14 protein-coding genes are annotated in these 11,288 nt (G+C 48.9%); 4 read left to right on the top strand and 10 right to left on the bottom strand.

Annotated features, from left to right (window positions below; genetic code table 11):
• The first annotated feature begins 14 nt into the window (after positions 1–14).
• On the top strand, positions 15–1,196 hold the full coding sequence (locus tag ICL55_RS10610) for an MFS transporter (RefSeq protein ID WP_188096832.1): 1,182 nt from the start codon (positions 15–17) through the stop codon (positions 1,194–1,196).
• Positions 1,197–1,256: 60 nt separating this feature from the next.
• Here the strand turns inward: ICL55_RS10610 and ICL55_RS10615 are convergent, their stop codons facing one another.
• The 4 genes from ICL55_RS10615 to ICL55_RS10630 form a co-directional block, all read right to left on the bottom strand.
• Complete coding sequence (locus ICL55_RS10615; protein ID WP_188096834.1) at positions 1,257–2,708, bottom strand: DNA recombination protein RmuC; 1,452 nt, start codon at positions 2,706–2,708, stop codon at positions 1,257–1,259.
• 115 nt (positions 2,709–2,823) lie between these two features.
• On the bottom strand, positions 2,824–3,900 hold the full coding sequence (locus ICL55_RS10620; protein WP_188096836.1) for an iron-containing alcohol dehydrogenase family protein: 1,077 nt from the start codon (positions 3,898–3,900) through the stop codon (positions 2,824–2,826).
• Positions 3,901–3,920: 20 nt separating this feature from the next.
• A complete protein-coding gene (gene kdsB / locus ICL55_RS10625) occupies positions 3,921–4,646 on the bottom strand; it encodes a 3-deoxy-manno-octulosonate cytidylyltransferase (RefSeq protein WP_188096839.1) in 726 nt (241 codons plus the stop codon).
• An 85-nt stretch (positions 4,647–4,731) separates the two neighbouring features.
• On the bottom strand, positions 4,732–5,922 hold the full coding sequence (locus ICL55_RS10630) for a DegT/DnrJ/EryC1/StrS family aminotransferase (protein WP_188096841.1): 1,191 nt from the start codon (positions 5,920–5,922) through the stop codon (positions 4,732–4,734).
• Between the two features lie 116 nt (positions 5,923–6,038).
• Here ICL55_RS10630 and ICL55_RS10635 point away from each other — a divergent pair, with 116 nt between their 5' ends.
• A complete protein-coding gene (locus tag ICL55_RS10635; RefSeq protein ID WP_188096843.1) occupies positions 6,039–6,476 on the top strand; it encodes a YybH family protein in 438 nt (145 codons plus the stop codon).
• Positions 6,477–6,602: 126 nt separating this feature from the next.
• Here ICL55_RS10635 and ICL55_RS10640 read toward each other — a convergent pair whose 3' ends face one another.
• Positions 6,603–6,806: a hypothetical protein gene (locus ICL55_RS10640; protein ID WP_188096846.1), complete on the bottom strand. Its 204-nt coding sequence runs from the start codon at positions 6,804–6,806 to the stop codon at positions 6,603–6,605.
• A 524-nt stretch (positions 6,807–7,330) separates the two neighbouring features.
• On the opposite strand from ICL55_RS10640, the gene ICL55_RS35405 reads away from it, so the two are divergent.
• Positions 7,331–7,915 carry a CAP domain-containing protein gene (locus tag ICL55_RS35405; protein ID WP_188096848.1) on the top strand — a complete coding sequence of 195 codons (585 nt, stop codon included), beginning with the start codon at positions 7,331–7,333 and terminating at the stop codon, positions 7,913–7,915.
• Here the strand turns inward: ICL55_RS35405 and ICL55_RS10650 are convergent.
• Together ICL55_RS10650 and ICL55_RS10655 are read right to left on the bottom strand one after the other, a co-directional pair.
• A complete protein-coding gene (locus ICL55_RS10650) occupies positions 7,912–8,193 on the bottom strand; it encodes a hypothetical protein (RefSeq protein ID WP_188096850.1) in 282 nt (93 codons plus the stop codon). The genes ICL55_RS35405 and ICL55_RS10650 overlap by 4 nt on opposite strands.
• A gap of 10 nt (positions 8,194–8,203) precedes the next feature.
• Positions 8,204–8,965: a GH25 family lysozyme gene (locus ICL55_RS10655; protein ID WP_188096852.1), complete on the bottom strand. Its 762-nt coding sequence runs from the start codon at positions 8,963–8,965 to the stop codon at positions 8,204–8,206.
• Between the two features lie 129 nt (positions 8,966–9,094).
• On the opposite strand from ICL55_RS10655, the gene ICL55_RS10660 reads away from it, so the two are divergent.
• Positions 9,095–10,120: an SPASM domain-containing protein gene (locus ICL55_RS10660; RefSeq protein ID WP_188096854.1), complete on the top strand. Its 1,026-nt coding sequence runs from the start codon at positions 9,095–9,097 to the stop codon at positions 10,118–10,120.
• Here the strand turns inward: ICL55_RS10660 and ICL55_RS10665 are convergent, their stop codons facing one another.
• From ICL55_RS10665 to ICL55_RS10675, 3 genes are read right to left on the bottom strand one after another with little or no spacing between them, the layout of a single operon-like run.
• Entirely contained in the window at positions 10,121–10,483 is a 363-nt protein-coding gene (locus ICL55_RS10665) for a hypothetical protein (RefSeq protein ID WP_188096856.1), read from the bottom strand.
• An 18-nt stretch (positions 10,484–10,501) separates the two neighbouring features.
• Positions 10,502–10,960, bottom strand: a complete 459-nt coding sequence (locus ICL55_RS10670; RefSeq protein ID WP_188096858.1) for a hypothetical protein — start codon at positions 10,958–10,960, stop codon at positions 10,502–10,504.
• A 26-nt stretch (positions 10,961–10,986) separates the two neighbouring features.
• Complete coding sequence (locus tag ICL55_RS10675; protein WP_169223294.1) at positions 10,987–11,181, bottom strand: YtxH domain-containing protein; 195 nt, start codon at positions 11,179–11,181, stop codon at positions 10,987–10,989.
• Positions 11,182–11,288 lie beyond the last annotated feature (107 nt).

An 11,288-nucleotide genomic window follows, 5' to 3' on the forward strand; every position in this document is an offset into this window, starting at 1 on the left:
GCTAATTTTGCGACATGGACCAGTCTTCCGGAAAAATCTACAGTCTGCATTTCATTCTCTTATGCCTGAGTAATGCTTTATTTTCTGCCAGCTTCAATATGATGATCCCTGAGCTACCGGCCTATCTGAGTAATATGGGCGGGGCTGACTACAAGGGATATATCATCGGATTATTTACACTGATGGCCGGATTGTCCAGGCCATTTAGTGGCAAACTGACAGACACCATTGGACGTGTGCCCGTGATGATTTTCGGGTCGCTGGTATGTGTGGTATGTAGCCTGTTGTACCCACTGGTTAGCTCCGTTGGGGCGTTTCTGCTACTTCGCTTTTTCCATGGCTTCTCCACAGGATTCAAGCCTACCGGTACTTCCGCCTATGTTTCCGATATTATTCCGTACAACCGGCGGGGTGAGGCCATGGGCATGGTTGGACTGGCCAGCACTATTGGGATGGCGCTCGGACCGGCTATTGGCGGCTATATGGCGGTAAGATGGAATATCAACGTGATGTTTCAGGTGTCGGCCGTATTTGCGCTGTTGTCTGTCGTAATCCTGATTGGTATGAAAGAGACGCTGGCCAACAAACAACCTTTCCGGTTTGCCCTGCTTAAAATCAAAGGAGATGAAATATTTGAGCCGCTGGTATGGTCACCCGTCATCATTTGTTTCCTGACCTACTTCAGTTACGGTGCAATGCTTACGATCATTCCTGATTTCGGTGCTTTCCTGGGGGTGGCCAACAAGGGTATGTTCTTTACTTACTTTACCGCCAGCTCTATCGGTATCCGTTTGCTGGCCGGCAAGGTGTCTGACCGTTACGGGCGGGTACCTGTGCTGAAAGTTTCCGCCGTGCTGATGGCGGCCTCCATGCTGATGATGGGCCTTGCCGGCTCTTCTGCCTTGCTGATGGCTTCCGCCGTGGTATATGGCATCTCCGTAGGCCTGAATGCACCAGCTATTACAGCCTGGACCATCGACCTGGGGCATCCTGAGCACCGTGGCCGCGCATTGGCCAGCATGTATATCGCCATGGAAGCCGGTATTGGACTAGGCGCCTATTTCTCCGCCTTTGTCTACAACAACCAGTCATCCAACTTCCCGGTGACGTTTTACCTGTTTGCCGGTATCACCTTACTGGCGACTATCTACCTTACTTTTTTCTACAAAAAACCGGTGATGGTAGCCAGACAATGAAAACCTGTCAATAAGTCCGGATATCACCGTCACGATGACGCCTGACCATAAGTTGATACGTTATTGGGCCTGCCCATTCCCTATCGTTTCATCAGGAGGAGCCGGGTGTTGCACGGTGATACCCGGCGCCGGTATCTGCTCCGTTCCGGATACCGGGGCTTCTGTTTCCTCCTCAGGCGCCATCTCCGCCTCTACTGTCAACTGACGGGGTAGATTTTTCTTGTTCTCCAGTCCCAGCTTCCGCATACGCTCCGCCCTGCCCACGAGGTTACCATGACCGCTGTTAAGTTTGTTCATGGCGCTGTCATAGACACCCTGGCTACGTTTCAGGTGCTCCCCGATCTGCCCCAGGTCTTCTGCAAAGCCTACGAACTTATCATACAACGCACTGCCCTGCCGCACAATTTCTTCTGCGTTCTTGTTTTGATTCTCCAATCGCCACATCGCATCAATGATACGCAGCGTGGCCAGTAAGGAGGGTACGCTGACCAGAATGACCTTGCGGCGGAAGGCATAATCGTAGAGATCTTCCTCCTGCTGCATCACCGCCAGGGCATATGCCGGTTCAATCGGTATAAACAACATCACAAAATCGGTGGTATTCTTATACAGTGTGTGATAGGCTTTCCTGCTCAGTTCATTCACATGATTCTTCACAGACTGCACATGCAGTTTCAGTGCCTGTTGCCGCTCCGGCTCTTCTGTGGCGCTGCAATACTGCTCATACGCTTTAAGCGATACTTTGGAGTCAATCACCAGCTGTCTGCTTTCCGGCAGTTGCAGTACCATATCCGGTAACCGCAGCTGTCCGGTCTCGTCACGTTGCGCATCCTGCGTAACATAATGAATTCCTTTCTCCAGCCCGGATGCCTCCAGTACCTTTTCCAGGATCATCTCGCCCCAGTTGCCCTGCTTCTTGGTGTCCGCCTTCAGCGCTTTGGTCAGGTTGTTGGCTTCTTTGGAAAGCGTCTGGTTCAACTGCAACAAACGCTGCAACTCAGACTTCAACTCAGCCCGCTGCGATGTTTCCGCCACCAGCGACTGTTGCACGCTGCTCCGGAAACTATCGATTTTTTCAGCCAGCGGTTTCAACAGGTCATCCATTTTCACCTGGTTCTGCTGCATGAAATTACCGGAGATCCGTTGCAGCACCTGCTGCGCTGTATTCTCAAACTGTGTTTTAAAGTCCTGATGCATCTCATGCAGGCGCTCTTTTTCGCTCTGCAATTGTTGCTGCAGGTATTTATTCTGCTCCATCAACCGGCCCTGTTCGGCCATCAGCGAAGCAAACTCTTCGTTGAGCCGTTCCAGTTGCTCCTGCTTTTCGCGGGCCAGCTGCTGCTTGTCGTCCAACAGCTGCTGCAGATAACCCTGCTTTGCTTCCAGCTGGACATAACGTTCCTGATGTGCCGACATTTCCGTCTGAAATGTCCGCTGCCGGCCCATTGCCATGAAGTACAAATACCCCAGCACAAGGGCCGCAATTCCCGTGACAATCAATAATATCAACATGATTAGTTCATTAAAGGCAATATCGTTTGTGACTACGCATTGGATTTGCGTAAAAAAAAATACGAATTGCAAACTACGCTGCAATTCGTATTTCCTTTTATGGTTTCCCGGAAGATTATAATCTTTCGTACAGCTTACGCAGCCGCTCGCGGGTCATGATCTCTTTCCAGTCTTTACCCAGCGCATTTTCCCACAGCGGCGCCATACCCAGCGATACATTGATCATCGTATCAAACTGTTCATCGGTCAGCCCCTTGGTGATGCCCTGCGGAATATCAATGTTGTGCTTTTTCACCATTTCCTTGAACTTCTTCACGCCATCCGGATAAAACTCCTCCAGTTTATCAAACACGATACAGTTACCGATACCATGTTTGGTGCCCAGCAGGTAAGCCAGTCCATAACTTACGGCATGCGCCACCCCTACCTGGGAATAAGCAATGCTCATACCACCGGCATAGGAAGCCATCATCAGTTTCTCGTCGGAATCATCATCCCAGATATCTTTCTGCAGGAATATCTCTTCGCACAGCTCCTGTGCTTTCTCACCATAAGATTTGCTGAAAGCATTGAGGTAAGTGCCGGTCAGCGATTCCACACAGTGGATAAAGCAGTCCATAGCGGTATAAAAACGCTGGTTGACTTCTACGGTCTTTGTCAGCGCAGGGTCCAGCACGATCTGGTCAAACGGCGTATAGTCTGAGTTCATACCCAGCTTGCGGGTAGGGCCCGTGAGCACGCAGGTGCGGCTCACCTCTGCACCGGTACCGGAAATAGTAGGGATGCCTACTTTATACACGGCCGGGTTCTTTACCAGGTCCCAGCCCTGATAATCTGCGGAAGAACCGGGGTTGGTCATCATCAGCGCTACGGCTTTGGCCATATCCATCACGGAACCGCCACCGATACCAATAATACCGGACACTTCACCGAATTCGGCTTTGAGCTCATCACGGATTTTATCTACTGTAACGGTCTTCGGTTCGTACGTCACATCGATCACCACCACCTTATCCCTGCCCTGCAGCGGAATGCGGGACAGAAATGCCTGTTTGTCCTGGAAATACTCATCCACGAAAAAAATCATGGGAGCATCGCCTTTACGACGGGGAGCCAGTATTTCGCCCAGCTGATCAAAACATCCGCTGCCGTAAACTACGTAGTCCACCATTTTGAAATTCCTGAATTTCATATATCCGTTTTAGTTAGCTATTATAAATATTTTGCGGCCTTTTCCAGGTCTTCCGGCGTATCGATCTCCACCCCCATATAGGAGGTAACGACCATCTTCATCGGAATACCGTTCTCAAGGTAACGCAGGCACTCGATCTTCTCTGCCAGTTCCAGCGGTGTAGGCGCCAGCTGCGTAAAATCCAGCAGGGTCTGTTTGCGGAACGCATAGATACCGATATGCTCGTAATAAATGCTTTTGATGTCCTTGTTGCGGGGATACGGGATCACGGAACGGGAAAAGAACAGCGCATTAAATTGCTTGTCGACCGCTACTTTCACGTAGTTGGGATCGGCGATGGACGCTTCATCATGCAGCTCCTGCATTAAAGAGGCCACCTGTACCTTACGGCCCTCTTCTCCTTCAAAAACCCGGAGCAACTTCTCCAGTGGTTCCTTCTGGGTAAAAGGTTCATCTCCCTGTACATTCACGACAATGTCAACATCCATGTCCACCACGGCTTCGGCTATACGGTCCGTGCCACACTCATGTTCTTTTTTGCTCATTACAGCCTTACCGCCGTGACTTACAATCTCATTGTATATCACATCACTGTCGGTCACCACCATCACATCGTCAAACACGCCCGTTTTTACGGTCGACTCGTACGTGCGGAGGATTACGGACTTTCCTCCCAGCTGGGCCATCATCTTCCCCGGGAAACGGGTAGCGCCATAACGGGCAGGTATCAAAGCTACTTTCTTCATGTTTGTTCTTTGTCACGCAAAGGCGCTAAGCAGCAAAGGAGCAAAGATCTTAGCATCTTTGCTGCTTAGCGCCTTTGCGTGAAAATTATAATGCGCTTTTTACAGCTTTCACCAGCTTTTCAGCCCGCTCCTGAACTTCGGCATCGCTCCAGGCCAGGTTGATCGGGGTAGAAATGTTCCTGCTGATAATTGCATCAGATGCAGGGAACGCTTTGGTTTTATAAATTTCCATCGCCTGTTTCAGGCCGGGAGCAAATGGTGTTAATACGTCACCGTTTTTGAAGTGGTCCCACTGACGGATATAGTGCCAGTTGTTATCATAGTAGTAGAATGCAGGCAAACCGGCAGCTTTCATGGCAGCGGCAGCATTTCTGGCCTGTGTTGCTTCCGGCAGGAAGAACGACAGGAAGGTAGCGCTATCGCCGGCTTCATCCGGCAGACGGCGGAAAGTCACGCCCGGTACGGTAGCCAGTGCATCTTTGAAGATCTTTTTAGTCTTCCGCTGGATGGCCAGGAAGTTGTCCAGTTTGCGGACCTGGGCCAAACCTACGGCTGCATGCAGCTCGGAGATACGGTAGTTGTACCCGATAAACGGATGCAGGTCTGCGCCACGGTCCACACCGAGGTGATCATGGCCATGATCGGTGTAACCGTCACATTTGACATAAACGTCTTTGTTATTGGTGATGATAGCACCGCCTTCCGCACAGGTAATGGTTTTTACGAAGTCGAAGGAGAAAGTGCCGGCATCGCCGATTGAACCCAGCGCTTTGCCTTTATAGGTAGCACCGAAAGACTGGCAGGCGTCTTCCAGCAGCAACAGGTTGTGTTTTTTGCAGATGGCCTGCAGGGCGTCCAGATCAGCCATAGCGCCACACATATGTACCGGCATCACTGCTTTGGTACGGGGAGTGATGGCAGCTTCCACCGCTTTGGGGTCCAGTGTCAGGGTATCATCAACATCTACCAGCACCGGCGTGGCACCAACGGAGAATACAGATTCAAAGCTGGCAACAAAGGTAAAGGTGGGCATGATGATTTCATCGCCGGCACCCAGTCCCAGGGCAGCCATGGCGGTGGTCAATGCGGCAGTACCGCTGGAGGCGAGCTGTGTGTACTGTACGTTCAGTTTGTCGCAAATGGCCTGTTCCAGTTCCTTTGCTTTCCAGATCCCTTTACGCGGACCGTCAAATCCGTAACGCATCATGATCCCTGTTTCCAGTACGTCATTTACTTCTTTCCGTTCTTCGGCGCCAAATAGTTCATATCCGGGCATAAGCTGTTGATTTTTAGAATATAATTGAAAGAGATGTCAAAATAGTGCTGCAAAGTTACTATAATCAGTGTTGCGTTACATCGCAAATTCTGTTTATCTTTTGCTAAAAATTCACCATGCGTTTTATACTGTTCCTGATCATAATAGCCAGCTTCTCCGGGTTACCAGCCCAACATGCCGATGCGCAACAGAACGATCGCCGGCAGATTGAAGGCCTGATGGCCGCCCAAACCAGTGCCTGGAACCGCGGCGATATCGATGCCTTTATGCAGACTTACTGGCACTCCGACTCCCTGCTGTTTATTGGTAAAAACGGCGTCACCTATGGCTGGCAGGCTACACTGGACCGTTATAAAAAGAACTATCCGGATACGACTGCCATGGGCAAGCTGGATTTCCAGTTGCTGGAATTCAAACCGCTGGCCCGGGATGTGTATTTCGTGGTTGGCAAATGGCACCTGCAACGCAGCATCGGCGACCTGCAGGGACATTTCAGCCTGACCCTCCGCCGCATCAGGGGCGCCTGGAAAATCATTGCCGACCATAGCAGTTAACACATAAAAAAAACCATCCTAAGAGTAGGATGGCCGCTATACACCACAACATTAAAGAAGAAACTAAAAAGTAAGCTGTTATCTTCTTTTAATAAAAAACGTTCGGGTTTTCTCCGGATATGGTAATTATTTATTTTCCTTATTGGATTTTTTAGTGCTTTTTTCGTCGTCCCGTACCACCTTGTTTTCTTCTTCCGGAGACGCTGATAAGTCCCCGTGAAGAGGATTTCGCGTTACGGTCCCTTTATCAGTGGTCAGCACTTCGGCTGGCCTTTTTTTATTTTGCGAAAAACCTGTCGACTTCTCTTTACCAAGATTCCTTTTCTTCATAACACCGGTTTTAAACAAATGAAGTAGAGATCAACTTCCTGACTTCTATATAAGTCCGACAAACACTATTCCAGACGAAAAACCACGGTTTTAGCACCAATAGCGAACTGGAGACGGGGCAAACAATCCCCATCTGCCGGCCTCCAGTGTGCAAAGTTCCCTACAACACTGAGTAGCAAAAGGTTGCGGTCATTAACATTCAGTTTGCAAAAACGCCGATTTTTTTTCGGATCTATCCCCTATTTTCGTGACCGCAAGAAAACGTTTCATACTGCTTCTTCATCCTAACCCATAACCTCTGAAACTACCGCTGAGTAGTTTTAATCCTATCCCCTGGAATCACCTATAGTTTTAATCCTTGTCCTGTTTAGAGCCTATATCTATTCATTTATTCATTTTTTAATTTTTAACTGGTTATGACAGGGAAATTTATTCGTGCGATTTTAGGTGTATGTGTAGCAGTAGCAGTATTTTCAGCTTGCTCTAAAGACGCTGGCTTACTAAATCCAAGTCCAAAAGATACGGTGACGACCACACCAGGAAAACCTGCAGGAGACACGTCCAAACCGGGCACTGGTACCAAGCCGGGTACAGACACGACCAAACCAGGCACCGGTACTAATCCGGGAACAACCAACCCTGGCACTACCAACCCCGGCACCAATCCGGGTACCACCAATCCTGGAACCGGCGTAGCTGGCAATACTATTGACCGTGCCGTTTTACTTAGTCTGGTGAATGATGTCCGCAGCAAAGGCTGTAACTGCGGAGGCGTGCAGATGCCGCCTGTGGGCCCTGTTGTGTGGAATGACTTACTGGAAAAAGCGGCGTACAACTTCAGCGTAGACATGAAGACCAATAACTTCTTCAGCCACACTTCTCCCAGTGGTTCCACACCGGGCAACCGCCTCGATGCAGTGGGATACAAATGGAATACCTATGGAGAGAACATTGCCCAGGGTTATTCAACCGAGCAGGCTGTTATCCAGGCATGGATCGCCAGTCCGGGGCACTGTAAAAATATCATGAATGGCAGCTACAAGGATATGGGAGTAGGCCGGGCCGGCACTTACTGGACCATGGACCTGGGTGCCAGAAGCGGCAACTAATCAGGGTTGTCCATCTTTTTGCGCCAGAAACGCCACACCATATATAGGTAACCCGCAAGGGACAATACAAACCAGGAGTAAAAGAAAATCATCCGGCCGGGGGTTGACTCCTCCGGCACGGCAAATCCGAGATATAGGCCGAGGAACACATTGAAGAACATCCAGAAGAAACCGACAAAGATGGTACGCATGATCTTGATCAGAAACCAGAAAAGGTCTCTGTCCAGCTTGTCTATCTTCCTCGGCTCTCTCTCCGGGTTTTCTGTTTCTTCTGCCATATGATTAGTTTCAATGCTCTGGTAGGCACAGCTTCGCGAGGTCCGCGCTGTCGCCTCTGAATACGTTAAAGTCCACTGTCGTTCTGATGCCGTTTACCCTGCCGATGTCACTGTGTTGCCAGAAAAGCCACGTTCTTTTGGAAGCCGGCCGTTCTTTCTGATAATAATGTGCGATCCATAAAGGGTAATCATCAAACTCACTGCCAAGATACGTTTCATAGAAATGGATATTGGTATAGATGATCGGCTTCACCTTATAAGCTTTCTCCATCTCTTCCAGCCATATTTTGGCCGTGCTGCGGATCACCGCGGCCGGCTGATTATTGCTGGTTTCAATATCCAGCACCGGTGGCAGGTCTCCCGGCTGCAGGTCTACCACATTCCGGAAATTGATTGCCTGCTTCAGCGGGTCCCGTGTACTGTAAAAAAAGTGGTATGCGCCCCTCACCAGCCCGGCTTTGCCTGCCCGTTCCCAGTTTTGTTTAAAGGTAGCATCCTGCCGGGTAATCCCCTCGGTTGCCTTTATAAAGGCAAAGGATATACGAATTTTATCGACCTGCATCTGTTTGACAGCATGCCAGTTAATATCTTTTTGAAATTTGGAGACATCGATTCCATGGATCCTATAATTAACCGGTATATCGATACCGAACTCGTCATACCGCACAAAAGAGATGTGCTCCCGCCGGAAATACCACCATTTCCAGGCAACATGCGCCAGCAGGATTGTCAATACAGTCAATAAAATGATGCGCGTCCAGTTACGTTTCACGTTGTTTCAGTTAGTTGCAGGGATCGGGTAATATGCTGCTGTTTAATGCCGGCAGACGTTTTTTTACGGCAAGTATAGGCTATAATTTGTTTAAAGACGCTACTTTTACATAGGTCAAGTGAATTTTATATGCCTGATTTTAACCTGAATGACACCCTGAACCTCGCTTCCAAATTCACTTTCCGTCGCGCCTTAAACGCCGGAAAAGTGCTGGGAAGCTACTTTATAAGCAAGTGGACCAATAAGCCGGTACAATGGGGGTATCCCATTTCCATGTCTTTTGAGCCCACCACTTCCTGCAACCTCCGCTGCCCGGAATGTCCGAGCGGCCTGCGGGCTTTTACCCGTCCTACCGGTATGCTGGAACAGGATTTTTTCCGGAAAACCATCGACGAAATCTCGAAAGAGCTGTTATACCTTATCTTCTATTTCCAGGGAGAACCTTACCTCAACCCCGGATTCCTGGATATGGTCAAATATGCGGCCGACAAAGGGATCTATACCGCTACCTCCACCAATGCGCATTATCTGACAGACGCTAATGCCAAAAAAACAGTGGAAAGTGGGCTGGACCGCCTTATCATCTCCATAGACGGCACTACCCAGGACGTATATACGCAGTACCGGGTAGGCGGTAAACTGGACAAAGTGATAGAAGGCGCTAAAAACATCGTGAAGTGGAAAAAAGAACTGAAGTCCACCAAACCCTTTGTTTTCTTTCAGTTTCTGGTGGTAAAGCCCAACGAACATCAGATTGAAGACATCAAAAGGCTTGCGAAGGAAATCGGGGTAGATCAGGTACGGTTCAAGACGGCACAGGTATATGACTACGAAGAAGGCAACCGCCTCATTCCTACTATTGATAAATATTCCCGTTACCACCGCAATGAAGACGGCACCTACGCCATCAAAAATAAACTGGGCAACCATTGCTGGCGCCTGTGGCATTCTCCGGTAGTTACCTGGGATGGCCTGGTAGTGCCCTGCTGCTTTGATAAAGACGCACAGCACCGGTTGGGCAACCTCAAAAAAGAATCATTCAAAGCGTTGTGGCACAATAAAGAGTATATACGTTTCCGTAGCCAGATCCTGGAAACCCGGAAAAACATCGATATATGCGCCAATTGCAGTGAGGGAACAAAAGTATGGGGGTAACTATTCCTCGTCCGTGTTGGCCTGAGCCGCTTTTTTCTTTTTGCGGCGGTTCGTCACTTTGTTGAAGATATTGATGCCCAGCTGCACACCGATAAACTCCAGTGCCGTCATCAGGGCGCCGGTTGCAAAGTTTTTGAATTTCCCGCTGCCCCAGGCCATTTTGGCCACATTGGCTGCTACGTTCAGCATACCACTATGTCTGGCGCTGCCGGGTATAACGGCATTGAGCGCCATCTTTTTGTAGTTGTCTCTGAAGTAGTCAACCTGCTTTCCCAGATCATTTTCCAGTTGCCGGGAGCGCATTTTCAAACGGGCTATTTCCAGGTCAAGGGTTTCCTGATTGGTTACTTTTACCTTACGCATGTGTAAACATTTTTCATGTTATCCTTTTGAAGTGTTTTCTGTTGCCTCTTCATTGGGCACATGTCCATATGCATCCTTATCATATCCGGGCTGGTTATGAATATGACCGGATTGTTCATCCCTTTCCGCGATCTCTTCTACCAATTCAGTCAACAGCAGCCTGGTAAGAGGACGCTGGATTAACTGACGGCGGAACACCAGGATCACCACAAATAACAATACAAACAGGCCTGCTGCGCACGAAAAACCAATCGTGAAACTGCCGGTCATTTCACCGATCCAGAATCCTACTACCATTCCGAGAAAAACGATCACGAAAAAGAACAACAGGAAAGCCATCGTCAGGGAAAAAAACAATCCCAATGCCTTCGACAGCTTTCCTGCTGCCTGGAGCTTTAGCAGGTCCAGCCGGGTTTCCAGATATTCTCTGGCCACCTTGCCCGTTTGATTAAAATAGTTGCCGAAATTTTCTTCCATGCAATGTTTTTTAAACAGCTTAGGGGTTATGCCAACTCATTTTCCAATTCATCCTGGAACTGGTCCTTTCTTTTTCTCCATTTGTCTTTCAGCCTGTCTGTCTGGTCTTTCAGTTTTCCTACCAGTTCATCTTTTTTGTCAGAGTTGAGGAAATACCCTACTGCTACGCCTACGGCCGCACCAACAATAAAAGAAACAACAGCTTTGGAACTTGTACTCATAAAATAGGTTTTTAAGATGAGAGAATAAAGTTTTCATTTTTGGTACCTAAAGGTTCACAAACACCATTCCATAAATGGATAATGTATAAAACTTTCCACTAAAATTC

Origin of the sequence: Chitinophaga varians, assembly GCF_014529945.1 — a bacterium.
GTDB classification, from domain to species: domain Bacteria; phylum Bacteroidota; class Bacteroidia; order Chitinophagales; family Chitinophagaceae; genus Chitinophaga; species Chitinophaga varians.

Coding starts and splice junctions, on each gene's coding strand:
- ICL55_RS10665 (WP_188096856.1), bottom strand. CDS start 10,483: ATGCGTAAGGTAAAAGTAACCAATCAGGAAACCCTTGACCTGGAAATA.
- ICL55_RS10615 (WP_188096834.1), bottom strand. CDS start 2,708: ATGTTGATATTATTGATTGTCACGGGAATTGCGGCCCTTGTGCTGGGG.
- ICL55_RS10670 (WP_188096858.1), bottom strand. CDS start 10,960: ATGGAAGAAAATTTCGGCAACTATTTTAATCAAACGGGCAAGGTGGCC.
- ICL55_RS10675 (WP_169223294.1), bottom strand. CDS start 11,181: ATGAGTACAAGTTCCAAAGCTGTTGTTTCTTTTATTGTTGGTGCGGCC.
- ICL55_RS10660 (WP_188096854.1), top strand. CDS start 9,095: ATGCCTGATTTTAACCTGAATGACACCCTGAACCTCGCTTCCAAATTC.
- ICL55_RS10635 (WP_188096843.1), top strand. CDS start 6,039: ATGCGTTTTATACTGTTCCTGATCATAATAGCCAGCTTCTCCGGGTTA.
- ICL55_RS10650 (WP_188096850.1), bottom strand. CDS start 8,193: ATGGCAGAAGAAACAGAAAACCCGGAGAGAGAGCCGAGGAAGATAGAC.
- ICL55_RS10640 (WP_188096846.1), bottom strand. CDS start 6,806: ATGAAGAAAAGGAATCTTGGTAAAGAGAAGTCGACAGGTTTTTCGCAA.
- kdsB (WP_188096839.1), bottom strand. CDS start 4,646: ATGAAGAAAGTAGCTTTGATACCTGCCCGTTATGGCGCTACCCGTTTC.
- ICL55_RS10630 (WP_188096841.1), bottom strand. CDS start 5,922: ATGCCCGGATATGAACTATTTGGCGCCGAAGAACGGAAAGAAGTAAAT.
- ICL55_RS10610 (WP_188096832.1), top strand. CDS start 15: ATGGACCAGTCTTCCGGAAAAATCTACAGTCTGCATTTCATTCTCTTA.
- ICL55_RS10620 (WP_188096836.1), bottom strand. CDS start 3,900: ATGAAATTCAGGAATTTCAAAATGGTGGACTACGTAGTTTACGGCAGC.